The organism is Citrobacter sp. wls710 (assembly GCF_005281115.1).
Classification (GTDB): domain Bacteria; phylum Pseudomonadota; class Gammaproteobacteria; order Enterobacterales; family Enterobacteriaceae; genus Citrobacter; species Citrobacter werkmanii.
The window spans coordinates 52,373-75,321 of the sequence record NZ_SZXD01000024.1 but is presented as its reverse complement, the minus strand read 5'-3'; the positions used below and the strand labels follow the sequence as shown (position 1 = coordinate 75,321).

25 protein-coding genes are annotated in these 22,949 nt (G+C 51.7%); 10 read left to right on the top strand and 15 right to left on the bottom strand.

Going from position 1 to position 22,949, the window contains the following annotated elements:
- Positions 1-18: 18 nt before the first annotated feature.
- From FDX14_RS07480 to FDX14_RS07440, 9 genes are all read right to left on the bottom strand, one after another.
- Positions 19-507: a YbjO family protein gene (locus tag FDX14_RS07480; RefSeq protein WP_042309506.1), complete on the bottom strand. Its 489-nt coding sequence runs from the start codon at positions 505-507 to the stop codon at positions 19-21.
- A 59-nt stretch (positions 508-566) separates the two neighbouring features.
- Positions 567-1,412 (bottom strand): putrescine ABC transporter permease PotI, encoded by an 846-nt coding sequence (gene potI, locus FDX14_RS07475; protein ID WP_042309508.1) that lies wholly within the window; start codon positions 1,410-1,412, stop codon positions 567-569.
- Complete coding sequence (gene potH / locus FDX14_RS07470) at positions 1,409-2,362, bottom strand: putrescine ABC transporter permease PotH (RefSeq protein ID WP_137349289.1); 954 nt, start codon at positions 2,360-2,362, stop codon at positions 1,409-1,411. The genes potI and potH overlap by 4 nt, the downstream gene beginning before the upstream one ends.
- 9 nt (positions 2,363-2,371) lie before the next feature.
- Positions 2,372-3,505, bottom strand: a complete 1,134-nt coding sequence (potG, locus tag FDX14_RS07465; protein ID WP_061381880.1) for a putrescine ABC transporter ATP-binding subunit PotG — start codon at positions 3,503-3,505, stop codon at positions 2,372-2,374.
- A 138-nt stretch (positions 3,506-3,643) separates the two neighbouring features.
- Positions 3,644-4,756 carry a spermidine/putrescine ABC transporter substrate-binding protein PotF gene (potF, locus tag FDX14_RS07460; RefSeq protein WP_042309515.1) on the bottom strand — a complete coding sequence of 371 codons (1,113 nt, stop codon included), beginning with the start codon at positions 4,754-4,756 and terminating at the stop codon, positions 3,644-3,646.
- Positions 4,757-5,189: 433 nt separating this feature from the next.
- Positions 5,190-5,666: a type III secretion system chaperone family protein gene (locus FDX14_RS07455; protein ID WP_137349288.1), complete on the bottom strand. Its 477-nt coding sequence runs from the start codon at positions 5,664-5,666 to the stop codon at positions 5,190-5,192.
- 90 nt (positions 5,667-5,756) lie between these two features.
- On the bottom strand, positions 5,757-6,659 hold the full coding sequence (rimK, locus tag FDX14_RS07450) for a 30S ribosomal protein S6--L-glutamate ligase (protein ID WP_038639233.1): 903 nt from the start codon (positions 6,657-6,659) through the stop codon (positions 5,757-5,759).
- A gap of 57 nt (positions 6,660-6,716) precedes the next feature.
- Positions 6,717-7,439: a nitroreductase NfsA gene (gene nfsA / locus FDX14_RS07445; protein ID WP_042309520.1), complete on the bottom strand. Its 723-nt coding sequence runs from the start codon at positions 7,437-7,439 to the stop codon at positions 6,717-6,719.
- Positions 7,423-7,713: a YbjC family protein gene (locus tag FDX14_RS07440; protein ID WP_061381882.1), complete on the bottom strand. Its 291-nt coding sequence runs from the start codon at positions 7,711-7,713 to the stop codon at positions 7,423-7,425. The genes nfsA and FDX14_RS07440 overlap by 17 nt, the downstream gene beginning before the upstream one ends.
- A gap of 173 nt (positions 7,714-7,886) precedes the next feature.
- On the opposite strand from FDX14_RS07440, the gene FDX14_RS07435 reads away from it, so the two are divergent.
- Positions 7,887-8,150 (top strand): GrxA family glutaredoxin, encoded by a 264-nt coding sequence (locus FDX14_RS07435; protein ID WP_016152408.1) that lies wholly within the window; start codon positions 7,887-7,889, stop codon positions 8,148-8,150.
- A gap of 34 nt (positions 8,151-8,184) precedes the next feature.
- Here FDX14_RS07435 and FDX14_RS07430 read toward each other — a convergent pair whose 3' ends face one another.
- The gene (locus tag FDX14_RS07430) at positions 8,185-8,565 is read right to left on the bottom strand and encodes an inner membrane protein YbjM (protein WP_061388467.1); all 381 of its coding nucleotides are present in this window, start codon (positions 8,563-8,565) and stop codon (positions 8,185-8,187) included.
- Positions 8,566-8,834: 269 nt separating this feature from the next.
- On the opposite strand from FDX14_RS07430, the gene FDX14_RS07425 reads away from it, so the two are divergent.
- Together FDX14_RS07425 and FDX14_RS07420 are read left to right on the top strand one after the other, a co-directional pair.
- Positions 8,835-10,520 (top strand): aspartate:alanine antiporter, encoded by a 1,686-nt coding sequence (locus FDX14_RS07425; RefSeq protein ID WP_042309524.1) that lies wholly within the window; start codon positions 8,835-8,837, stop codon positions 10,518-10,520.
- Positions 10,521-10,787: 267 nt separating this feature from the next.
- On the top strand, positions 10,788-11,585 hold the full coding sequence (locus tag FDX14_RS07420; protein WP_061381883.1) for an SDR family NAD(P)-dependent oxidoreductase: 798 nt from the start codon (positions 10,788-10,790) through the stop codon (positions 11,583-11,585).
- A 12-nt stretch (positions 11,586-11,597) separates the two neighbouring features.
- On the opposite strand, the gene FDX14_RS07415 is transcribed toward FDX14_RS07420, so the two are convergent.
- On the bottom strand, positions 11,598-12,512 hold the full coding sequence (locus FDX14_RS07415) for a DMT family transporter (protein ID WP_061381884.1): 915 nt from the start codon (positions 12,510-12,512) through the stop codon (positions 11,598-11,600).
- A gap of 102 nt (positions 12,513-12,614) precedes the next feature.
- On the opposite strand from FDX14_RS07415, the gene FDX14_RS07410 reads away from it, so the two are divergent.
- Positions 12,615-13,529, top strand: coding sequence for a LysR family transcriptional regulator (locus tag FDX14_RS07410; protein ID WP_061388466.1), 915 nt, complete (start codon positions 12,615-12,617; stop codon positions 13,527-13,529).
- Between the two features lie 5 nt (positions 13,530-13,534).
- Here the strand turns inward: FDX14_RS07410 and FDX14_RS07405 are convergent, their stop codons facing one another.
- Positions 13,535-14,083 carry a TetR/AcrR family transcriptional regulator gene (locus tag FDX14_RS07405; RefSeq protein WP_137349287.1) on the bottom strand — a complete coding sequence of 183 codons (549 nt, stop codon included), beginning with the start codon at positions 14,081-14,083 and terminating at the stop codon, positions 13,535-13,537.
- A gap of 85 nt (positions 14,084-14,168) precedes the next feature.
- On the opposite strand from FDX14_RS07405, the gene FDX14_RS07400 reads away from it, so the two are divergent.
- From FDX14_RS07400 to FDX14_RS07390, 3 genes are all read left to right on the top strand, one after another.
- Positions 14,169-15,377 (top strand): MFS transporter, encoded by a 1,209-nt coding sequence (locus FDX14_RS07400; protein ID WP_137349286.1) that lies wholly within the window; start codon positions 14,169-14,171, stop codon positions 15,375-15,377.
- The gene (locus FDX14_RS07395; RefSeq protein ID WP_042309534.1) at positions 15,377-16,192 is read left to right on the top strand and encodes a Cof-type HAD-IIB family hydrolase; all 816 of its coding nucleotides are present in this window, start codon (positions 15,377-15,379) and stop codon (positions 16,190-16,192) included. Before FDX14_RS07400 ends, FDX14_RS07395 begins: the two co-directional genes overlap by 1 nt.
- 108 nt (positions 16,193-16,300) lie before the next feature.
- Complete coding sequence (locus FDX14_RS07390; RefSeq protein WP_061381887.1) at positions 16,301-16,582, top strand: hypothetical protein; 282 nt, start codon at positions 16,301-16,303, stop codon at positions 16,580-16,582.
- A gap of 27 nt (positions 16,583-16,609) precedes the next feature.
- On the opposite strand, the gene FDX14_RS07385 is transcribed toward FDX14_RS07390, so the two are convergent.
- Positions 16,610-17,842 carry an MFS transporter gene (locus FDX14_RS07385; RefSeq protein WP_038639204.1) on the bottom strand — a complete coding sequence of 411 codons (1,233 nt, stop codon included), beginning with the start codon at positions 17,840-17,842 and terminating at the stop codon, positions 16,610-16,612.
- 296 nt (positions 17,843-18,138) lie between these two features.
- Here FDX14_RS07385 and ybjG point away from each other — a divergent pair, with 296 nt between their 5' ends.
- Together ybjG and deoR are read left to right on the top strand one after the other, a co-directional pair.
- The gene (gene ybjG / locus FDX14_RS07380) at positions 18,139-18,747 is read left to right on the top strand and encodes an undecaprenyl-diphosphate phosphatase (protein WP_038639201.1); all 609 of its coding nucleotides are present in this window, start codon (positions 18,139-18,141) and stop codon (positions 18,745-18,747) included.
- A 63-nt stretch (positions 18,748-18,810) separates the two neighbouring features.
- Positions 18,811-19,569 carry a DNA-binding transcriptional repressor DeoR gene (deoR, locus tag FDX14_RS07375; RefSeq protein WP_042309541.1) on the top strand — a complete coding sequence of 253 codons (759 nt, stop codon included), beginning with the start codon at positions 18,811-18,813 and terminating at the stop codon, positions 19,567-19,569.
- A 48-nt stretch (positions 19,570-19,617) separates the two neighbouring features.
- Here the strand turns inward: deoR and dacC are convergent, their stop codons facing one another.
- Complete coding sequence (gene dacC, locus FDX14_RS07370) at positions 19,618-20,820, bottom strand: serine-type D-Ala-D-Ala carboxypeptidase (protein ID WP_032940149.1); 1,203 nt, start codon at positions 20,818-20,820, stop codon at positions 19,618-19,620.
- A gap of 328 nt (positions 20,821-21,148) precedes the next feature.
- Between dacC and FDX14_RS07365 the strand changes: the two genes are divergently transcribed.
- Positions 21,149-21,775, top strand: coding sequence for a glutathione S-transferase family protein (locus tag FDX14_RS07365; protein WP_137349285.1), 627 nt, complete (start codon positions 21,149-21,151; stop codon positions 21,773-21,775).
- A gap of 5 nt (positions 21,776-21,780) precedes the next feature.
- On the opposite strand, the gene FDX14_RS07360 is transcribed toward FDX14_RS07365, so the two are convergent.
- Positions 21,781-22,878 carry a PQQ-dependent sugar dehydrogenase gene (locus FDX14_RS07360; RefSeq protein ID WP_042309544.1) on the bottom strand — a complete coding sequence of 366 codons (1,098 nt, stop codon included), beginning with the start codon at positions 22,876-22,878 and terminating at the stop codon, positions 21,781-21,783.
- Between the last annotated feature and the right edge of the window lie 71 nt (positions 22,879-22,949).

The window sequence follows — 22,949 nt, the reverse complement described above, 5'->3', positions numbered from 1 at the left end:
GGGCCAATATTATACACGTTATTGCAAACGGAAGAACCGCCGACTGGACGCGGGAACAAACAGTAGCAGCAACACCAGCATATCCGGCAACTTTTGCATCACCAGCGTACTCAGGATCTCACGTCTGGACTCTCCCGCAATGCTGAACAGTTCCGGATAACCATAGCCCAACGAGGCCGCCCACAGATAAACGCTGGCGATAATCTGGGTCAACAGATAGACCCAACGCGCCCAGTTACGTCCTTTTACCAGCGAAAATGCGCAGTAGATTTCGATAAACAGCAGCGCCAGGCTGCCCAGAAACACCAGCGTCAAATTCCAGGTCTGCACGCTGCGATGAATAAATTCGCTGGTGCCACGCAACCCTAGCGTATTAAAAATCATCAACAGATCGAGACAGCGGATCATGATAATAGCCAGCGCCGCCACCTGCACCAACGCAGGGACGTTTAAGCGAGCATGTGATGTGGATGATTTCTTAAAAAATCCCAACGCGTCGTCTTCCATGAAAACGGCGCAGCCACCACAGCTGCGCCGTATAGACAGGTTGGCAGATTTTAGTTTTTTCAGCCGCGTCTTGCACGTTGGATATCGCGAATCCGTTGTTTTTCTGTTCGCGCCATCAGATACCACGCGATAAATCCGATAATTCCTACCACGCCAAGAATCAGCGTCGCCAGCGCGTTGATCTCCGGGTTAACCCCCATACGTACGCTGGAGAATACCAGCATCGGTAATGTTGTGGCGCCAGGACCAGAGACAAAGCTGGCGATAACCAGATCATCAAGCGACAACGTGAAGGCCAGTAACCAGCCGGAGATCACCGCAGGCATAATCATCGGCAGCGTGATAACGAAAAAGACCTTCAGCGGCGTAGCGCCAAGATCCATCGCCGCTTCCTCAATGGAGTGATCCAGTTCGCGCAACCGTGAGGAAATCACCACCGCCACGTACGCCGTACAGAAGGTGACGTGCGCCAGCCAGATGGTCAACATACCGCGATCCGCAGGCCAGCCGATGGCGTGCGCCAGAGCTACAAACAGCAGCAGCAGCGACAAACCGGTAATGACATCCGGCATAACCAGCGGTGCGGTAATCATAAAAGCAAACCCATTCGATCCGCGAAAACGGCCAAAACGCACCATTACCACGGCGGCTATAGTGCCGAGGATTACCGCCATCGTCGCTGCACCCGCAGCAATCGTTAAACTCATGCCAACAGCGCTTATCATCGCGGTATCATGGAAAAGTTCACCATACCAACGCGTTGACCACCCCGCCCAGACCGTAACCAGCTTCGAGCTGTTAAACGAATAGATAACCAGCATCAGCATCGGCGCATACAGGAAGGTAAAGCCCAGCACCAGGATAAAAATACGCCACGGCGAGCGAACGACCGGTAAGTTATTCATCCGTGTTCCCCCATGCTTTTTTGCTGATATTTGTGGAACCACATGATTGGCACAATCAGTAACAGCAGCATAATAATGGCAACGGCAGACGCCACCGGCCAGTCGCGGTTATTGAAAAATTCCTGCCACAGCACGCGACCAATCATGATGCTATCCGGGCCGCCCAGCAGTTCCGGAATGACAAACTCACCCACAGCCGGGATAAACACCAACATCGATCCGGCGATAATCCCGCCTTTGGTCAATGGCACAATCACGCTAAAGAAGGTTTTCAACGGTCGGGCACCCAAATCCAGCGCCGCCTCTACCAGCGAATAATCAATACGCGTCAGCGCGGTGTAAATCGGCAGCACCATAAAGGGTAAATAGGCGTAAACAATCCCGATATAGACCGCCAGATTGGTGTGCAGAATCGTCAATGGTTGATCGATAACGCCCAGCCACATCAGAAAGTTATTCAGTACACCGTTATTTTTCAGGATCCCCATCCAGGCGTACACGCGAATCAAAAACGACGTCCAGGACGGCAGGATCACCAGCAACAACAGAATATTGCGTGTCGAGGGTTTACTGTGTGCGACAGCCCACGCCAGCGGATATCCCAACAGCAGACAACAGATCGTCGAAATCCCCGCCACCTGCAAAGATTGCAGGTAGGCATCAAAATAGAGCGGATCGTCCGTTAACTGCAGGAAGTTGGCTAAGTTGAGCGTGATGGATAGCTGATCGTCAGCCCATGAAACGAGGTCGGTATAGGGTGGAATAGCGCGCGCCATTTCAGCCAAACTGATTTTGAAGACGATCAGAAAAGGCAGCAGAAACAGGAGCAGCAGCCACACATACGGCAGCGCAATCACCAGCTTGCGCCCGTGTTTCATTTGCAGCCGCGACATAAACAGCGTGAATCGCCCTGCTTTATCCACGCGTGCCGGAGGTTCAAGTGTACTCATCTTCGCTCCTTAAACCGTCAACACCACACAACTGTCTGCATCCCAGCACAAACGGACCTCGTCACCCCAGGTGGGTAATCCCTTGCGATAACGATGTTCATTTTGTAGCTGAGCACTCAGCATCTGGCCGCTTTTCAAACGTACGTGATATACCGACAAATCGCCCAGATAGGCAATGTGCACCACTTCGCCTACCGCGAAGTTATAACCATCTGGCGGAGGAGCCTCACAGAGCATGATTTTTTCCGGGCGCAGCGCAACATACACCGGGACGTTATCGACAATAGACGCATCTGCATCTACTTTCAGCGGATGCACCAGTCCAGGAGATTCAATAATCAGACCATCTTCCTGGCGTTCTTTCAGTAGTCCTTCAAAGACGTTAACCGAGCCGATAAACTCGGCGCTATAGCGCGTAGTCGGATGCTCGTAGATCTCTTCCGGTTCGCCAATCTGCACAAATTTGCCACGGTTCATGATCGCAATGCGCCCTGCCATCGTCATGGCTTCTTCCTGATCGTGCGTTACCATCACGCAGGTCACGCCGACGCGTTCAAGGATATCCGCCACTTCCAGTTGCATGCGGTCACGCAGCTTTTTGTCCAGCGCCCCCATGGGTTCATCCAGCAGCAGTAACTTCGGCCGTTTCGCTAGGCTACGCGCCAGGGCCACACGCTGACGCTGACCGCCAGAAAGCTGGTGCGGTTTGCGTTTGGCGAACTCCTGCATATGCACCAGGCCCAGCATCTCATTCACCCGGCTGGCGATTTCAGCCTTTGGCAGCTTGTCCTGCTTGAGGCCAAAGGCAATGTTCTGCTCAACCGTCATGTGCGGAAACAGGGCATAGGATTGAAACATCATATTGATCGGACGCAGATAAGGCGGGACGTGCGCTAAATCGACGCCATCAAGCATAATTTGCCCAGTTGTCGGCTGTTCAAATCCCGCTAACATGCGCAGCAGAGTCGATTTGCCACAGCCGGATGCGCCGAGCAGGGCAAATATTTCACCTTTGTAGATAGTAAGGTTGACGTCATCGACGGCGTGTTGGCCGTCAAACGACTTGGTCAGGTTGCGAATTTCAAGCAGCGGGGTCAGCGCCTTGCGGATTTTCGCGTGTGGGCGTGGGGTTGCATCATTCACTCAGGTGCTCTCCGGCATAAAACAAAGAAACGGTGCAAATAACGCACCACGGTGGTGCGTATTGCCGGGTTAGGTGTGTTTAGGATCAACACTGCCCGGCAGGCATCAATCCTGCCGGGTCATGTCCCAAACATCAGGTTATTTTCCGCTTTTTACCTTCGTCCACGCTCGGGTACGGACACGGTCGATCTTCGGATCCTGTACTTTCAGCGTGAACAGCTTGGCGCGCACATCCGCAGGCGGGTAGATGCCAGGGTTATCACGAACTTCCTGACTGACCAGAGCCGTCGCTTCTTTGTTGGCATTGGCATAGAACACGTGGTCGGAAATATGCGCAATCACATCAGGACGCAGCAGGTAGTTGAGGAACTGATAGGCTTCGTCTTTGTTTTTGGCATCGGCTGGCATCGCGAATACGTCAAAGAACGCCATTGCCCCTTCTTTAGGAATTGAGAAAGAGATATTGACGCCATTTTTCGCTTCTTTTGCACGGTTCGCCGCCTGCCATACGTCCCCCGCCCAGCCAATCGCTACGCAGGTATCACCGTTTGCCAGGTCGTTAATATATTGCGAAGAGTGGAAGTAGCGAATATTCGGACGCAGTTTCAACAGCAGGTCGGTCGCCGGTCCGGTGTAATCATCTGCTTTGGTACTGTTTGGATCTTTACCCAAATAGTTCAGTACGGTTGCAAACACCTCTTCAGGCGCATCAAGGAAAGAGACACCGCAACTTTTGAGTTTTTCCAGATTTTCCGGTTTGAGGATCAAATCCCAGCTATCAACCGGCGCATCTGGCCCCAGCACCGCTTTCACTTTGTCCACGTTATAGCCAATGCCGGTTGTTGCCCACATATACGGCATCGCAAACTTGTTATCCGGATCGTGTTTACCCACCAGCTTCAGCAGTTCGGGATCGAGGTTTTTCCAGCCCGGCAGTTTGCTCTTATCCAGCGGCTGGAAGACGCCTGCGGTTAGTTGACGTTCGAGGAAACTGGCGGAAGGAACAACGAGGTCAAAACCGGTGCTGCCCGCCATGAGTTTTCCTTCCAGTACTTCATTGGAATCAAATACGTCATAGATAACTTTAATTCCGGTCTCTTTTTCAAAGTTAGCCACCGTATCCGGAGCAATATAATCAGACCAGTTATAAATATGCAGCGTTTTTTGTTCAGCAGCGAGCGTGCCGGCAGAGATGGACATCAGAGCACCCACAACCAGGCCTGATAACCATTTTTTATTTAAGGCGGTCATAATCTCTTTCCTTCTGAAAGTTCGTTAACAAACGAACAAAAATGTCACACTCTAATGATATGCAAGAAACGTGCATATTCTTTCATGCGGCATCAATGAAAAGAGAGACCTCTCCCGATGCCGCTATCGCCCGCAGATATGCGCCCACTCATTCACCACGTATTGTAGCCACAGCTCAGGTCATACGGGGCAGTTAGAAAATTGACGTCTATATGCTTCGCAAGAATAACTTTAGCCAGGTTTTGTGGATATAGCCCAGATTAAAAAACGTCTTTTATCAATTTTTTATGCAGGAATTGTCTATGACATAAAGCAGAAGGAGCAGAATGGAAGTGAATAATTCTTTAATAAAAGGTTAAACACAGAATAAAAACAGGCCGTACGCAACCGCTCTGGTAGCGGCTGCGCAAAATGCGTCCAGATTCAGGGGGAATTAATGGAGGAAATAGACTTCAGCGTTGCTATTTTGCGTATCTTCTTCAGCGTTAAATAACAGCTGATGCGCCCCAGCTTCGAGGATCACCATCGATATCTGCTCTTCGCTCTGGCGAACAAAACATTCAAACTGCTCAAACGTTACGCCCGGCGTAACGGATAAAGACTGGCAAACCACCAGCTTTGGCAGATTATCATCCTGCATATCCAGAAATGCTTTTACCGTCAGTGAACTGGCATTAATCGCGGACAAATCGGCGGCCAGGGGCAGCAGTGCGGAAGGTCTGACTTCCGCCATCGCAGAAAACAGGATGACGTTATCCACCAAATCAACTTTTGCATCAAAGATGCCGTCGAAGTTCTGCATATGAGGTAAATGCAGCGCCTGACAGGTATCGCATTCAAAAAAACTCATGCCCAGGTCGTCGAGCCATTGACGCAACGTATCCAGAGTGGGAACGACCAGTGATGTCATAATAATGTGCGACCTCTAATGATGAAAAAAATACCGGCACAGCTTACGCAAAAAGAGCGTGTCATACCACGATCGCAATCTATATTGTGTTTAGCCGCCGATTTTAAGACAAAATTCAGGCGTAGCATGGCGCTCGATCCACTGGATCATCTTGCCGGCAATGTCTATCCCGGTGGTTTTCTCGACCCCTTCCAGACCCGGAGAAGCGTTAACCTCCATGACCAGCGGCCCACGTTCTGCACGCAGAATATCAACACCAGCAACATCCAGCCCCATGGTCTGAGCGGCTTTGAGCGCAATTTTTCTTTCGCGCGGCGTGATATTCGCAATCGTAGCAACCCCGCCGCGATGGAGATTAGAACGAAAATCGCCCTCTTTCGCACGGCGTTCAATGGCAGCCACCACCTCGTCACCCACCACGAAACAGCGAATATCCCGCCCTTGCGCTTCTTTGATATATTCCTGAACCAGAATATGAGCATTCAGCCCACGAAACGCATCCACGACACTTTCCGCGGCCTGCCGTGTTTCCGCCAGCACCACGCCGATCCCCTGTGTGCCTTCAACCAGTTTCACCACCAGCGGCGCGCCGCCAACCATATCAATCATGTCGCTGGTATCGTCCGGGGAGTGAGCAATCCCGGTGATGGGTAAATCAATCCCCTGACGCGCCAGCAACTGCAGCGAACGCAGCTTATCGCGCGCGCGCGTAATCGCTACCGATTCATTTAACGGATAGCTACCCAACATTTCAAACTGACGCAGCGCCGCCGTACCATAAAAGGTAATCGCTGAACCAATCCGTGGGATCACCGCGTCAAAATGGGGAAGCTGGCGGCCCTTGTAATGAATAGACGACGCCGCCGGGCTGATGTTCATATAGCAAGAAAGCGGATCGATAATTTCAACCAGGTGACCGCGCTGCATCGCCGCTTCACGCAGGCGCTTACAAGAATAGAGCGTTCCGTCCCGGGACAAAATGGCAATTTTCACCCTGCACCTCTCAATGACCTGGTAAAAGCAGGCGTATCATACACTGGGTTGAAATCTTTAGCGCGTGGCCCATCCCTGTTTATGCAAATATTCCAGGATAAAGGGACGACTTTCTTTAATGATGGTTCGACGAATGTGATCGCTCCAGGTGTCACGACGCGTATTGCTGCCGCGGGTCAGATAGTACTGCGCAAGCTGTTCGTCATACTGCGACAAAACGTCTGTATTGAGCGGCTGATACTGGTTTTCGTGCACAACCAGCGACGCAGGCAGGCGCGGCTTGATATCCGGGTTATCCGCAGGCCAGCCAAGGCACAAACCAAACAGCGGCAGAACATGCTGCGGCAATTTCAATAATTCCGTGACCGACTCAATATTGTTACGCAACCCACCAATATACACACCGCCAAGTCCCAGCGATTCTGCCGCCGTCAGCGCATTTTGCGCCATCATCGCCGTATCAACCACACCCAGCAGCAGTTGCTCTGCCAGCCCCAACTGCGCGTCAGGGCAAATCTGCAAATGACGGTTGAAGTCAGCGCAAAACACCCAGAATTCAGCGGCCTGCGCCACGTGCTTTTGACCACCAGATAAGGTAGCCAGCGATTCACGCAGAGTTTTATCGGTTATCCGAACAATCGTTGTGCACTGTAAAAAACTGGAGCTTGAGGTGCCCTGAGCGGCGGCAATGATTGCCTCTCGCTGTGCGTCAGAAATAGCTTCATCGGTAAAATGGCGAATGGAACGGTGGCTGCGGATTAAATCAATGGTTGGCGTCATCTCTTTTTTCTCTGTCTGAACGGGAAGAATCGTCGGGAGCGCGCGACAGGAGCTGCGGCGCCAGCAGTTGAGCAATGCGCCACATCAACATCACTGCGGCGGGTAACATCAGCAGTACGCCCAGAAATATCATCACCACGCAGGCTAACGGGCTGTTAAGCGGCGCGGGTAAGGTCAGGTAATCATTAAGCGACAGCAGCGCCAGCGATAACAAAACCATCCCCATTATTTCCAGCATCAATACGCTTTTCGGTAATACACCAATGGTGCGCATAAGCGACCTCCCGGCGAAATGGCTTTTATTATAAAACGTTCCGGCTCGTCGTGTTTAACAGTTATAGCTTGAGGATATCAAAGCAACAGGCCGAACCTGCTTTCCATCCGTCACAAATCGCGGCATCATAATAAGTATTCGCCATCCGGCCTGATAAGTTCGAGGAGAGAGAGATGTTTGCCGTTATTTTTGGTCGCCCAGGGTGCCCGTATTGCGTGCGCGCAAAAGAATTAGCAGAAAAATTAAGCAATGAGCATGACGATTTTAACTTCCGCTACATTGATATCCATGCCGAAGGTATTACGAAAGCCGATCTGGAAAAGACGGTAGGTAAGCCGGTTGAAACCGTTCCGCAGATTTTTGTTGATCAAAAACACATCGGCGGCTGCACGGATTTTGAGGCGTGGGCAAAAGAGAATATGAATCTGTTCGCCTGATAGCTGTTTCTACGCCCTCCGCTGGAGGGCGTGATCAGTTCTTTTTCCGTCGTTGATGCTGATTGAACAAGCTACTGATAAACAAAAAACACAATGCGCCAAGCGCGCACCAAAACACCGCACTGAATAACCACGCCAGTTCTTGCCACAATGAACGCGTCGGCATAAAAACGAACCGCATTAGCAACAGACAGCATGGCGCCGCCAACATTGCACCCAGAAGAGGTCTGAGCACCTCCCGACGGTGGGAGAAAAAGCTTGCTGCAGCACCAGGCAAGATAAAAAACAACAACCCGACCTCAGGATGCCCTGCCGCTCTGAATGCCCCTTTCACGTTTAGCGTCAATGAAAGGCACACCACAATAAAGAGCACAAAGCAGCAGATCGCCCCCGCCCAACTTTGCTTATGTTTCAATCGTTCCTCCTGACACATTCTCTATCGAACACTCTTTTCGCCCGCAGGCGTCCAGTCAGATAAAGTAACTCGGCATTCCATGCCAAAAACACACCCACACGATTCTTATAGCCGTTGATACGTAATGAGATTAAACTATCCGCATATATTGTTATGCTGCATTAATCGGGGCTGTGTGCGGTGCTGTCGCCCCTTAATTTCTGGCAAAAACATTAGCGTAAATTGCCATTTCTTTCAATAGCTTACTAGTAAACAAGAAGTTAGCCTCAGTGAATATAAACGTCGCAGATTTGTTAAATGGGAATTACATCCTGTTATTATTTGTGGTCCTGGCTCTGGGCCTCTGCCTGGGTAAATTACGCCTGGGTTCAGTCCAACTCGGTAATTCCATTGGCGTTTTAGTGGTGTCCCTATTATTAGGTCAGCAGCACTTTAGTATTAACACCGACGCATTAAATCTCGGCTTTATGCTGTTTATTTTTTGTGTCGGCGTCGAAGCCGGCCCCAACTTTTTTTCGATTTTTTTTCGCGATGGGAAAAATTATCTAATGCTTGCTCTGGTGATGGTCGGTAGCGCAATGCTGATCGCCCTGGGGCTGGGTAAGCTATTTGGCTGGGACATCGGCCTGACGGCGGGTATGCTGGCCGGTTCGATGACCTCCACGCCGGTGCTGGTCGGCGCAGGCGATACCTTGCGCCATTCCGGAATGGCAGGCTCACAGCTTTCCACCGCCCTCGATAACCTGAGTCTGGGGTACGCCCTCACCTATTTGATTGGACTGGTCAGTCTGATTGTCGGTGCGCGCTACCTGCCAAAACTTCAACATCAGGACCTGCAAACCAGCGCCCAACAAATTGCGCGTGAGCGTGGTCTGGACACTGACGCCAACCGTAAGGTTTATCTGCCGGTGATCCGCGCCTACCGCGTGGGCCCGGAGCTGGTGGCATGGGCTGATGGTAAGAATCTGCGCGAACTGGGTATTTATCGTCAGACCGGCTGCTACATTGAACGCATCCGCCGCAACGGCATCCTGGCCAACCCGGACGGTGACGCAGTGCTGCAAATGGGCGACGAAATAGCCTTAGTTGGTTATCCAGACGCGCATGCCCGCCTCGATCCCAGTTTCCGTAACGGCAAAGAAGTGTTCGATCGCGATCTGCTCGATATGCGTATCGTCACTGAAGAGATTGTGGTGAAAAACCACAATGCCGTTGGCCGTCGCCTGGCCCAGTTGAAGCTGACCGACCACGGCTGTTTCCTCAACCGCGTGATCCGCAGCCAGATCGAAATGCCTATCGATGACAACGTCGTGCTCAATAAAGGTGACGTGTTGCAGGTTAGCGGCGATGCTCGTCGCGTTAAAACGATCGCAGATCGTATCGGCTTCATTTCCATTCACAGTCAGGTGACCGATCTGCTGGCCTTCTGCGCCTTCTTTATCATTGGTCTGATGATTGGGATGATCACTTTCCAGTTCAGTAATTTCAGCTTCGGTATTGGGAATGCGGCTGGATTACTGTTCGCCGGGATTATGCTCGGCTTCCTGCGTGCCAACCATCCAACGTTTGGCTATATTCCGCAGGGCGCGCTGAACATGGTGAAAGAGTTTGGTCTGATGGTATTCATGGCAGGCGTCGGTTTGAGCGCAGGTAGCGGCATTGGCAATGGCCTTGGCGCCGTTGGTGGTCAAATGCTGATTGCCGGATTGGTTGTGAGCCTGGTTCCGGTTGTTATTTGTTTCTTGTTTGGCGCTTACGTATTGCGCATGAACCGCGCCCTGCTGTTTGGCGCCATGATGGGCGCGCGTACCTGCGCTCCGGCAATGGAAATCATCAGCGACACGGCCCGCAGCAACATCCCGGCATTAGGCTATGCTGGCACCTACGCCATTGCCAACGTTCTGCTGACATTGGCGGGGACACTCATCGTCATTGTCTGGCCAGGCCTTGGTTAGCACTGAAAATCACCCTTAAACGAAAATTTTTTGCAGTTCAGCAGAACTTTTCTTCAAGGTGTCAGTCATAACTATTGCCACTGCTTTTCTTTGATGTCCCCAATTTGTGGAGCCCATCAACCCCGCCGTTTTGGTTCAAGGTTGATGGGTTTTTTGTTGCCTGAAATTTGCTATCCCCCCTTCTCCCCATAATTCCTCCCCAAATTTGCAGCACACCGGTTATGGCACATACTTTTAATCGGTGCTTAAAGGTGACGGGAGTTTACTATGTTGCTTACTGGAAAGGTTGCGGTGATCTTCGGCGGCAGCGGCGCTATTGGTAGCGCGGTTGCACAGGCGATGGCGCGCGAAGGTGCTCATGTATACCTGGGCGCTCGCTGTCAGGAAAAGCTTGATTGGGCGGCCAGTCGCCTGCGAATGGCGGGGGGTACCGTCGATACGTTTATCACCGATGTGCTCGACGAGCACGACACCTCAACACAAGTTACCCGCCTGGTACAGCAAATCGGTGGAATTGATGTGGTGGTTAACGCGACCGGCTTTATGCATGAACAGGGCAAGCGCATCGACGCACTATCCCTCTCTGAGTTTATGAGTGGGATCACCCCTTTCCTTGCGGCGCAGTTCAATATCGCAAAAGCCGTAACGCCACACATGGGCGGCAATCGAGCTGGCGTCATTCTCACCATCGTTGCTCCCGCAGCCCCGATGGCGATGCCTGGGCATCTCGGCCATATCGTCGGTTGTGCAGGAACAGAAGCATTTATTAAAGCGCTTGCCAGCGAGACGGGCCCCATAAACATTCGTGTCGTCGGCGTGCGCTCGCATGCGATTATGGATGGGGTAGCGGCCGGTTCCTATACCGGGGAGATTTTCACCGCGAAAGCGCAGTCAATGGGTTTAACCGTCGAACAATGGTTAAGCGGTGCAGCACAAGGCACCATGATCGGACGCCTGCCTACGCTGGCACAAATCGCTGAGGTTACAACCTTTCTGGCTTCAGACCATGCTGGAGCAATGACCGCCACGGTGGTAAATATTACCGGGGGCACAACCGTAAGCTAATTTACCCGCTTTTCACGCCGTGCGCTGCTGCGAGCCTTTTTTTGCACTCGGGCGGGAACACAATGCTATACCGCACATAATAACCAACGCGCTCACCAGATGATATGAATGCAGGGTGACGTGCAAAAACATAACGCTAAATAATCCGCCACTCAGTGGGATCAAGTGCGAATAGATCTCTCCGCGGGTTGCGCCAATAGCGCTAATCCCTTTGTTCCATAACAGATATGACAGCCAGGAAGGAAAAATAACAAGGTATGCCAGCCCAGTAATAACGCCTGTATTGGCATAGCTATCCCAGCCCGGCATACCATTACGCATCAACTCCACAGCCAGTACCGGAATAAGCACCATCGCACCGAGCATCGCGCTCACGGCGACAAAGGCGTTTCCCTTCACCTCACGCGGTTTAATGCGCAAAAAGGAACAATATACGGCCCAACTTAACGCCGACCCCATGGTCCAGACATCGCCCTGATTCAGATGTGCAAATACCCGCGTATGTATCATATCGCCCTGCGACACCAGCCAGATAACACCAACAGTGCTCAGGATCACACCTGCTATATTTCGCGCAGAAATCCGCTCTTTAAAAAAGAACTTATTGATTAACAGAACGAGCGCCGGAGTCGTGGACATATAAATCGCCGCATTGAGCGAGGTTGTATATTGCAGGCCGATATACAGCGTTAAGGGGAAAAGAACCTGACCACAAAGTGCGAGGAAGACGATGGTACCCAAGGATGTTTTCATCACCGGCCATTGCTCTGCGACCTGACGAAAATAGAGCGCCATCAATAATAACGCGGTAAATATCCAGCGTGCCGCTGATAAAACAATGGGATCAACTTCAGCGACTAATAGATGACCAACCACATAATTCCCACCCCAAAAACAGGCAGCCAGACTGAGTAAAAGATAGGGCATATTTGCGCCTTATTGCCAGTTGTACGGTATGACCACAAGGCTACGGCGGCGTGAGAATGAATGCTAATATAACGTTTTTATCCATCTGCATAGATTAAAACTATGAAATTTACGCTAAGGCAACTTGAGTTTTACATCGCACTTGCAGAAACATTACAAATTTCCAAAGCTGCTGCGCGCTGTCATATTTCTCAGTCATCAATGACCATTGCCATGCGGAATCTGGAGGAAGCATTAGACGTGCAGCTATTTGTACGTTACCCCAAAGGCGTGAAGCTCACCGCCGAGGGCGAGCGCTTTCTGGCACATGCCTGTAACATTATCAACAGTAGCCACTCGGCTGTTGACGCCCTGCATGACAGAAGTGAAATTCTCACCGGCACAGTGCGCATAGGCATTGCCGAAACGCTCTCAGCCTATCTTATCCCGGATATACTCAACGATATTGAACGACGTTTCCCTTTGCTGGAGATCGTGTTTCATGAAGCTACTGCACCGGAACTGGTACAGGCGCTCCGGGAAAAAAAGGTCGATTTTTGCCTGCTTCTGACCTCAAATATCAGCCATGATAACGACCTGGAGATCGAAACATTTATTCGTTCACAGCGCCGCCTGTGGACGTCTATTGGGCATCCGCTACAGAGCCAAGCATCAATCCGTTTAACAGACGTCGAGAAGCTACCATTTTTACTGCTGGAAACCGATAAGTACCCTGACGTAATCATCGATTACTGGCAGCAGCGTGGCTATACGCCCAATATCAGTTTTCGCAGCAACTCTTTTGAAGCAATAAGAAGCCTGGTTGCAAAAGGCAGGGGAATAACTATTTTATCCGACCTGGTGTATCGCCCGTGGTCACTGGATGGTCTGCGCGTCATGCACAGAACGATTGATGATTTTATTACTTATATGGATGTCGGGACGGTAAAAAAAGCCGCCCGACCGTTGACTACAGAGGCGGTGAAAGTCGTTGATTTTTTACGTCAGGCCATTACCCGCCTCGACAAACCATTTTGATGATTTTATCTCTGCGGCAATCCGGCAATACGCTCCACCATCATCAGAATATCTTCCCGCGACAGCGGTTTTTTGTCGGTAACAAAATGCAGCGTCATTCCTTCGAGAAATGCATCCAGCGCCCGCGCAGTTACCGGTTCAAACCACTGTTCCAGCGTTTGTTGACTGCGTAACATCCAGTTTTGCATCACCATTTTCCACGTCGGTTTGCGACTGGCGAAAGCATACAACTGGTACATGAGTTCCATATTATCGGGCGTTGTAACCTGGGAGCTGTAAATCATCTCGGTAATGGCATGGCAGGCTGCCTGCGCATCCGCAACGTCGGCAAAAAAAGCCTGATACTGCTGAGACATCGTGTCAGTAAAGCGCCCGAACGCCTCCATTAAAAGCTCATCTATTCCCGAAAAGTAATAGGTCATTGAACCCAGCGGTACCCCGGCAATCATGGCGATTTTTCGGTGCGTAACCCCATGGACACCGTAGGCGATTACCGCATCAAGGGTGGCCTGAACTATCTTTTCCCGCCGTAGCGGATCGTTCGCGCGTCGCACTGCATTTCCTCACCTTGCGTTTGTGTACAAATGTACACAGTCTTGCTAATGTTGTCTTCTTCCCTCTTTTCTTTGGCTCGAATTCATGACAGGCACCTCACCACGCAAAGCCTTAAGACGTCGCACCTGGGCGCTTTTCACGTTTTTCTTTTTACCCGGATTACTAATGGCTTCCTGGGCAACGCGTACTCCTGCCATCCGAGATATCCTCTCCATCTCCACCGCCGAAATGGGCGCGGTATTGTTTGGACTCTCTATTGGTTCGATGAGTGGCATTCTTTGTTCGGCCTGGCTGGTGAAACGATTTGGCACGCGTAAAGTGATCCGCACCACCATGTCCTGTGCAGTCCTCGGGATGGCTATCCTCAGCGCGGCGCTATGGTTGCATTCCGCATGGCTTTTCGCGTTTGGCCTGGGCGTGTTTGGCGCCAGCTTTGGCGCAGCGGAAGTCGCCATCAACGTCGAAGGCGCGGCAGTTGAGCGCGAAATGAACAAGACCGTGCTGCCGATGATGCATGGTTTTTACAGTCTAGGAACGCTGGCGGGAGCCGGGGTCGGGATGATGTTTACCGCCTTCAGCGTGCCTGCGACCGTACATATTTTATTGGCGGCAATGGTGGCAATCACTCCTATCTTTATCGCCATCAAGGCCATTCCAGACGGCACGGGTAAGAATGCCTCTGACGGCGCTCACTCCAGCGAAAAAGGCGTGCCTTTCTATCGCGACATTCAGTTGCTGCTGATTGGCGTCGTGGTGCTGGCGATGGCGTTTGCTGAAGGTTCGGCCAACGACTGGCTGCCGCTGTTGATGGTGGATGGCCACGGATTTAGCCCGACATCAGGCTCGCTGATTTATGCTGGATTTACGCTGGGTATGACCGTGGGTCGATTCACCGGCGGCTGGTTTATCGACCGCTACAGCCGCGTCGCGGTGGTGCGTGCCAGCGCGTTGATGGGGGCGCTTGGCATCAGTCTGATTATTTTTGTCGATAGCACATGGGTAGCGGGTGTTTCCGTTATTCTGTGGGGGCTTGGTGCATCGCTCGGCTTCCCGCTGACCATTTCAGCAGCCAGCGACACCGGTCCCGATGCGCCAACCCGCGTCAGCGTTGTAGCGACCACCGGCTACCTGGCATTCCTGGTAGGGCCGCCGCTGCTGGGCTATCTGGGTGAACATTACGGCCTGCGCAGCGCTATGCTGGTGGTGCTGGCGCTGGTGCTTATCGCCGCCATTGTCGCGAAAGCGGTGGCGAAACCGGATCTCAAAAATACCCCTGTGATGGAGAACAGCTAATGAGCATCAAATTAATTGCGGTCGACATGGATGGCACATTTTTAAGCGACCAAAAAACCTATAACCGTGAGCGGTTTATGGCGCAATACCGTCAAATGAAAGAACAAGGGATCCGCTTTGTCGTCGCCAGCGGCAATCAGTATTACCAGCTCATCTCCTTTTTCCCTGAACTGGCCAATGAAATCTCATTTGTCGCTGAAAACGGCGGTTGGGTAGTCAGTGAAGGGAAAGATATTTTTAACGGTGAACTGGCAAAAGACGATTTCAAGGCCATCGTGGATCATCTGTTGACCCGTACGGACATCGACATTATCGCCTGCGGTAAAAACAGCGCCTATACGCTCAAAAAATACAGCGATGAGCATAAATCCGTTTCCGCCATGTACTATCATCGTCTTGAATTTGTAGATAATTTTGACAATCTCAACGACGTTTTTTTCAAATTCGGGCTGAATATTTCAGACGACCGTATCCCGCAGGTGCAGGCCGATCTCCATGAGGCAATTGGCGATATCATGGTACCGGTGCATACCGGCTACGGCAGCATCGATTTAATTATTCCAGGTGTGCATAAGGCAAATGGTCTGCGCCTGCTGCAACAACGCTGGAATATTAGCGACGACGAGGTTGTTGTGTTTGGCGATGGCGGAAATGATATTGAGATGCTGCGTCAGGCGGGATTTAGTTTCGCAATGGCCAACGCTCACGAACCGGTTGTCCAGGCGGCAAAATATCGCGCGGGATCGAACAACGAAGAGGGTGTGCTGGATGTTATCGACCGCGTATTAAAAAACGAAGCGCCGTTTACGCATTAACGCCTCAGCACAGACGGCAACAAAATGATGATATGATCTATTCATAATCCGCCTCAAATTAACCCCACTGGATTATTACCTCCAGTGATTACTTCAGGCGAGCGGATCATGAAGAAAAGTGTACTGATAGCAACATTGTTGCTGGGTTTTGCGGGGACTTCATTTGCGCAAAGCGTTACCGTGGATGTACCAAGCGGTTATAAAGTGGTGGTCGTGCCCTCTTCCGTCAGCGTTCCGCAGGCGGTCAACGTGACGACCGCGCCACAAACAGTGTATGTTGCTCCAACACCCGCCCCGGCACCTGTCTATCGCGCACATCCCTATGCGCGACATGTTGCCAGCGTAGGTGAAGGGATGGTTATCGAACATCAGATTGACGACCATCACTGAGTTTCGTCAGGCCCGGGCAACCGGGCTTTAGCCTTCCCGGGAATTCCCTACCCGTTTATCTTTCAGAAAGATAACCATCAATATCAGCCACAGTACGCCGCTTGCCAGATTAAACAGGCTGAATAAGCCGTTTCCTCCCAGCAGATAAGCATGTTTGCTCAACTCAATACCGACGGTAAAAATCAGCATCTGCAACATGCCCATAGCGGCAGAAACCGTCCCCTTACTCATTTCACTGGCAAACAACGTCAGGCGGACCAGCCCTGCATTCGCCACGCCAATGCCAAACGCATAGATACTCAAACCCGCCGTCATCCACAAATACGCATGGGATGACACTACCGTGGCCGCCGCGGCAATCACCAGTCCGACGGCGATAGGCCAGCCACCCATGATAATCAGCGAACGCACGGTCTTGCGCGAAGTCAGACGCGCCAGCACCAGATTACCGGCAATCAGCGCCCCAAAAATCGGCACCTGCAGCAGGCCATATTCGTAACTGCTGAGGTGTTCACCGCTGATGATAATAATCGGCGACTGGGCAATCCACGCCAGTAACGGCAGGCTGACAAAACCTAATGCCAGCGCGCCGGCAACAAAACGCCCATTTTTTAGCACCAGCTTATAATCTTTACCCAGATCTTTAATGGACAGCTTTTCACCAAGCCGGGTCGCCGTTTCCGGCATCGCGCGTTGCAGGCCAAAGAAGGAGATAGCTGCGAGAGCAGCAAACAGGATAAACATCCCTTCCCACGGCAGAACATGTACCCAGGCCGCGCCAACTAGCGGTCCCAGCAGCGGCGCAATCAGCGCCACGTTTGCCATCAGCGCGGTAATTTTTATACACACCGCTTCCTCAAAGGATTCCTGAATTGCGGCGTAACCCACCGCGCCAATAAAGCACAGGCTTATCCCCTGCAAGAAACGCAGAAAGGTAAATTGCTCAATATTCTGTGCCAGCAGAGTCGCAAGGCAGGTCACAATGAACCAGAGTACGCCGGTTAACATCACCGGGCGACGACCAATACGATCCGACAGTGGCCCTAACAGCCACTGTAAAAACATGCCACCCGCCAGATAGGCAGTCATGGAAGTGGGTACCCAGTCTAATCCGGCCTGATATTGCTCCACCACCGCCAACATTCCGGGCTGGATCATATCGTTACCGATATAAGTAGAGAATTCGTAAAGCACCAGACAGAGAGGGAAAAGTAATGCCTGACGCCCCAACCGGGCGCCTGAAGATAAACGGTTTTGCATGCAGTCTCTTAGCAAATGAAAAAACGCGCAAAGTGTAATAAATGCGCCGTACCGGTGATAGTGAATTATGTGATTTGAAAGCAAAATGCGCACATTTTTACATTCATTTGCTCAAGAACATTTTGCTTTAAGGTTAATTTAAGTTGAGGCCGCTATCATGCTCAATAAGTCCCATTAATTGTCTTAAAAATAGTCATTTAGCAGACAAATAAGACAAGACCGCTTTTTATCCTGTAACAGCAATTTTATGCTCTCCCCCTATGGGCCTTTTAACAATTACACTGAGTCTGGACGTTATGCTGGAAAACCTGAACAACTCGCTTTTTTATCTCATCAATGCCACGCCGGACTCTGCGCAATGGGCTATCTCGCTCGCCATATTTATTGCCAAAGATTTAATCAGCATTGTCCCGCTGTTAGCCGTTATTCTCTGGCTTTGGGGACCGCGCGCTCAGGTTACTCTCCAGCGCCAGTTGGTCATAAAAATGGCGATAGCGCTGGCAGTCGGCCTGACTATTTCATGGCTGATGGGGCATCTGTTCCCCCACGATCGTCCGTTCGTTAACCACATTGGGTACAACTTCCTCCACCATGCGGCGGATGACTCTTTCCCGAGCGATCACGGCACGGTTATCTTTACTTTTGCTCTGGCTTTCCTGTTCTGGCATCGTCTGTGGACTGGCGCGCTGCTGATGGTTGTCGCCGTGGCGATTGCATGGTCGCGCGTTTACCTTGGCGTACACTGGCCGCTGGATATGCTGGGCGGATTCCTGGCTGGGCTGATCGGCTGCCTGAGCGCCCAGATGATCTGGCAACGGTTCGGCGCCACCCTATATTTCGGCTTGCAGACCTGCTATCGCACCTGTTTCGCTCTGCCCATCCGTAAAGGCTGGGTGCGTGACTAACCCACGGTAAAAAGAGTAGTATTAGGCGCAATACGAGCACTTATACTACTCTCCAGGGGAACTATGGAAACTCGACGCGACGAGCGTATTGGTCAGTTGCTACAGGCGCTGAAACGCAGCGATAAATTACACCTCAAAGAAGCCGCGACGCTGCTGGGCGTATCTGAGATGACCATTCGTCGCGACCTGAATAATAACAATGCGCCTGTCGTCTTACTCGGGGGCTATATTGTTCTGGAGCCCCGCAGCGCCAACCACTATTTAATCAGCGATCAAAAATCCCGTCTGGTTGATGAAAAGCGCCGTGCCGCACAGCAGGCGGCAAGCCTCGTGCAGGCGCATCAGACCATCTTTTTCGACTGCGGCACGACCACGCCGTGGATTATTGAGGCTATCGACAATGAACTGCCTTTCACCGCAATCTGCTACTCGCTAAATACGTTTCTGGTATTGCAGGAAAAACCGCAGTGTCGCGTCATTCTATGTGGCGGGGAATTTCATGCCAGTAACGCCATCTTCAAACCGCTCGATTTTCAGGAAACACTGAATAATCTGTGTCCGGATATCGCCTTTTATTCCGCGGCAGGCGTGCACATTGAGAAAGGCGCGACCTGCTTTAATCTGGAAGAATTAGCGGTGAAACACTGGGCAATGTCGATGGCGCAGCATCACGTTCTGGTGGTCGACCACAGCAAGTTTGGGAAGGTACGTCCTGCGAGGATGGGGGAATTAAAACGTTTTGATACCATCATCAGTGACAGCCGCCCCGACGATGAGTTTGTGGAATACGCCAAGGCGCAACGCATAAAGCTGTTGTACTAGATGATACTGCCGGACAGCGATGTTAGCGCCATCCGGCAATCGATTAGATTAAGAGAACCAGCCGCCAAACCACTGGTGGAACTTCATCATCACAAAATCCCACATCCGGCTAAAGAAACCACCCTCTTCCACTGCTTCCATCACCATCAACGGACGTTGCTCGATAGATTTACCGTTCAACTGGAAGTCGATAGTCCCCACAACCTGCCCCTTTTTCAGCGGCGCGGTTAACTGTGGCTCGGTTAGCGTAAAGCTGGCTTTCAGGTTCTTAAGCTGACCGCGCGGGATAGTTACCGAACCCGCTTCCCCAGCCCCCAAATTGACTTCGCTCTTATCGCCAAACCAGACGCGCTGAGTCACGAAGGTGGCATCCGGTTTAATCGGCGTAACGGTTTCAAAGAAACGGAAGCCCCAGGTCAGCAGCTTTTCGGACTCATTAAAACGGATACGGTCGGTTTTCGCCCCCAGCACGACGGAGATCAGACGCATATCGCCCTGGGTCGCGGAAGCGACGAGGTTATAACCCGCGCCCGCCGTGGTACCGGTTTTCATTCCGTCCACGTTCAGATTGGTGCTCCACAACAGACGGTTGCGGTTGGGCTGGCGAATTTTATTAAAGGTAAACTCTTTCTCTTTGTGGATAGCGTACTCTTCGGGCACATCGTGGATTAACGCCTTGCCGAGCAACGCCATATCACGCGCGGTACTGAACTGCCCTGCCGCATCCAGGCCATGCACCGTCTGGAACGTGGTATTGGTCAGTCCCAGTTTTTTCGCGTAACCGTTCATCAGACCGATGAAGGACTCCTGACTCCCGGCAACGTAATCAGCGAGTGCAATACAGGCATCATTACCAGACTGAATGATAACGCCTTTGTTCAGATCGGATACCGCAACCTGATCGCCAGGTTTGAGGAACATAACCGACGAACCGCGCAGGGCCGGATTACCGGTCGCCCAGGCATCTTTGCCCACGGTGACCATGTCGTTGAGGTTAATTTTTCCGGCCTTCAGCGCCTGACCGACCACATAGCTGGTCATGATCTTGGTCAGACTGGCAGGATCCAGTTTCTCATCAGCATTACCTTCTGCCAGCACCTTGCCGCTGGCGTAATCCATCAGGATCCATGCACGCGCGTCCACGCTCGGAGGAGCCGTGGGTTGCTCCGCCGCCTGTACGGTCGGTGCCAAAAGGATTAAGAGTGCAGAACCAGCAGCAAAGCTGCGAAGTGAAGAGAAGTATTGCGTCATAAATGCCACCCGAGTATCCATTCTAAAAAACCACGTCATACCACACCGTGTTTACACAAAACTGGTCAGACAATCTCGACCAACCCATTGCAGAAAAAGTCTGATGGATGACGTGTAAAATAAGTGCGGTGAGTAATAACGCACTAACGAGCTTAAAGAAACCGTAAGTTGGTAAAGTTTTTAAAGTTTATGCAATAACGCCGCGCAGCGCTGCCCCTGGCACGATTTTTTTAGACGTTGTTGCGTAAATATTAGGTTTCCCCCACCATGTGAGCTAGTCAGATGGCATCTGCAGCCATAAGCTGCTCAATTAATTTGCGGGGTTACTATGATTACACTGTGGGGTCGCAATAACTCGACCAACGTAAAAAAAGTATTGTGGACGCTCGAAGAACTGGAACTGCCGTATAACCAAATTCTGGCAGGCGGGCAGCATGGCGGTAACCGCGATGCCGACTATCTGGCGATGAACCCGAACGGGTTGGTCCCACTGCTACGCGATGATGAAACAGACGTTGTCCTGTGGGAATCCAATACCATTGTCCGTTATCTGGCGGCGCAGTACGGGCAAAAGCGTTTGTGGGTTGAGGCGCCTGCCGCGCGTGCCGTCGGCGAAAAATGGATGGATTGGGCGAACCAGACGCTGAGTCCTGCGCACCGGGTTATCTTATTTGGTCTGGTCAGAACGCCAGCCGATCAACGCGACATGGCAGCCATTGAGGCAAGTATTCAGGTTTGCGATAACCTGTTTGCTATTCTGGATAACGCGCTGGCGGACCAGCCGTGGTTCTCCGGGGCGGAATTTGGCACGGCGGATATCGCCATTGCGCCATTTGTCTATAACCTGTTCAACGTTGGTTTGACATGGACCCCGCGTCCACACCTGGAACGCTGGTATCAGCAACTGACGGAACGCCCGGCATTTCAAAAAGTGGTGATGATCCCGGTCAGTTAATCAGCTCAGGGACTCACTTTCAATAATTCCCCGTCGGACTCGTCGGTTAACACGTACAAATAGCCGTCTGGTCCGACGCGCACATCGCGGATCCGCTGTCCCCTTTCCTGCAACAGGCGCCCCTCTTCGGTGACCGTATTCCCTTTGACGCTCAGCACGATCACCTCTTTATCTTTCAACGCGCCGATAAACAGCTTCTGCCGCCACTGCGGGAAGGTATCGCTATTGTAAAAAGCCATTCCGCTGACTGCCGGTGACTTTTCCCAGTAAAAGATAGGCTGTTCTGTACCCGCAACAATTTGCCCCTTGGCTTCTGGAATTTTGAGACCACTATAGTTAATCCCCCAGGTTGCGATCGGCCAACCGTAGTTTTTGCCTCTTGCGGGGATATTGATTTCATCGCCTCCACGCGGACCATGCTCATTGAGCCACAGCGCATCGCTCCACGGATTCATTGCCATACCTTGTGGATTACGGATGCCATACGACCAAATTTCTGCCCGCGCCCCCGACTGATTCACAAACGGATTATCCGGCGGCGTTTTGCCCTCGTCGGTCAGACGTACCACCTTGCCCTGCAATTTATTTAGATCCTGGGCGGTTGCACGTTGGTTATTCTCACCCAGGCCGATAAACAGATAGCCATGACCATCAAACACCATGCGCCCGCCAAAATGGTTTCCGGTTGAGAGCTTCGGCTGTTGGCGAAAAACGGTCTGGAACGCTTGCAGGTGTTTGAGATCGTCGCTCAGTCGTCCGTAACCCACCGCCGTGCCGGCTTTACCCTCACTGTCGGCTTCAGCGAAGCTGAGCCACACTCGCCGGGATCGTTCAAAGTCAGGCGCTAACACCACATCCAACAATCCTCCCTGACCATTCGCCCAGACTTTAGGTACGCCGGTCAGCGGGTCGGAAAGTCCCTTATCAGGCTGCCAGAGTCGAAGCTGGCCGCCTTTGAGCGTAATTAACATACCGCGATTATCGGGTAAAAAAGCCAGCGACCACGGGTGATCAAGTTTGGTTTGCAGCACCTCCACCTTTACCGCGGCGGCATAAGAGGAAAATAGCGCAAGTGGGATAGCACAGAGAAAGAGTTGACGCATAACACCTCCTGAATGGCTCTGCATAAAGCGTAGCCAGCAGGGGGAATTATCCCGCTACATTTACATAATCT

Excerpts from the sequence above, each read along its gene's own strand:
- FDX14_RS07480 (WP_042309506.1), bottom strand. The coding sequence starts at position 507 with ATGGAAGACGACGCGTTGGGATTTTTTAAGAAATCATCCACATCACAT.
- potI (WP_042309508.1), bottom strand. The coding sequence starts at position 1,412 with ATGAATAACTTACCGGTCGTTCGCTCGCCGTGGCGTATTTTTATCCTG.
- potH (WP_137349289.1), bottom strand. The coding sequence starts at position 2,362 with ATGAGTACACTTGAACCTCCGGCACGCGTGGATAAAGCAGGGCGATTC.
- potF (WP_042309515.1), bottom strand. The coding sequence starts at position 4,756 with ATGACCGCCTTAAATAAAAAATGGTTATCAGGCCTGGTTGTGGGTGCT.
- FDX14_RS07455 (WP_137349288.1), bottom strand. The coding sequence starts at position 5,666 with ATGACATCACTGGTCGTTCCCACTCTGGATACGTTGCGTCAATGGCTC.
- nfsA (WP_042309520.1), bottom strand. The coding sequence starts at position 7,439 with ATGACGCCAACCATTGATTTAATCCGCAGCCACCGTTCCATTCGCCAT.
- FDX14_RS07440 (WP_061381882.1), bottom strand. The coding sequence starts at position 7,713 with ATGCGCACCATTGGTGTATTACCGAAAAGCGTATTGATGCTGGAAATA.
- FDX14_RS07435 (WP_016152408.1), top strand. The coding sequence starts at position 7,887 with ATGTTTGCCGTTATTTTTGGTCGCCCAGGGTGCCCGTATTGCGTGCGC.
- FDX14_RS07420 (WP_061381883.1), top strand. The coding sequence starts at position 10,788 with ATGTTGCTTACTGGAAAGGTTGCGGTGATCTTCGGCGGCAGCGGCGCT.
- FDX14_RS07415 (WP_061381884.1), bottom strand. The coding sequence starts at position 12,512 with ATGCCCTATCTTTTACTCAGTCTGGCTGCCTGTTTTTGGGGTGGGAAT.
- FDX14_RS07410 (WP_061388466.1), top strand. The coding sequence starts at position 12,615 with ATGAAATTTACGCTAAGGCAACTTGAGTTTTACATCGCACTTGCAGAA.
- FDX14_RS07400 (WP_137349286.1), top strand. The coding sequence starts at position 14,169 with ATGACAGGCACCTCACCACGCAAAGCCTTAAGACGTCGCACCTGGGCG.
- FDX14_RS07395 (WP_042309534.1), top strand. The coding sequence starts at position 15,377 with ATGAGCATCAAATTAATTGCGGTCGACATGGATGGCACATTTTTAAGC.
- FDX14_RS07390 (WP_061381887.1), top strand. The coding sequence starts at position 16,301 with ATGAAGAAAAGTGTACTGATAGCAACATTGTTGCTGGGTTTTGCGGGG.
- FDX14_RS07385 (WP_038639204.1), bottom strand. The coding sequence starts at position 17,842 with ATGCAAAACCGTTTATCTTCAGGCGCCCGGTTGGGGCGTCAGGCATTA.
- ybjG (WP_038639201.1), top strand. The coding sequence starts at position 18,139 with ATGCTGGAAAACCTGAACAACTCGCTTTTTTATCTCATCAATGCCACG.
- deoR (WP_042309541.1), top strand. The coding sequence starts at position 18,811 with ATGGAAACTCGACGCGACGAGCGTATTGGTCAGTTGCTACAGGCGCTG.
- dacC (WP_032940149.1), bottom strand. The coding sequence starts at position 20,820 with ATGACGCAATACTTCTCTTCACTTCGCAGCTTTGCTGCTGGTTCTGCA.
- FDX14_RS07365 (WP_137349285.1), top strand. The coding sequence starts at position 21,149 with ATGATTACACTGTGGGGTCGCAATAACTCGACCAACGTAAAAAAAGTA.
- FDX14_RS07360 (WP_042309544.1), bottom strand. The coding sequence starts at position 22,878 with ATGCGTCAACTCTTTCTCTGTGCTATCCCACTTGCGCTATTTTCCTCT.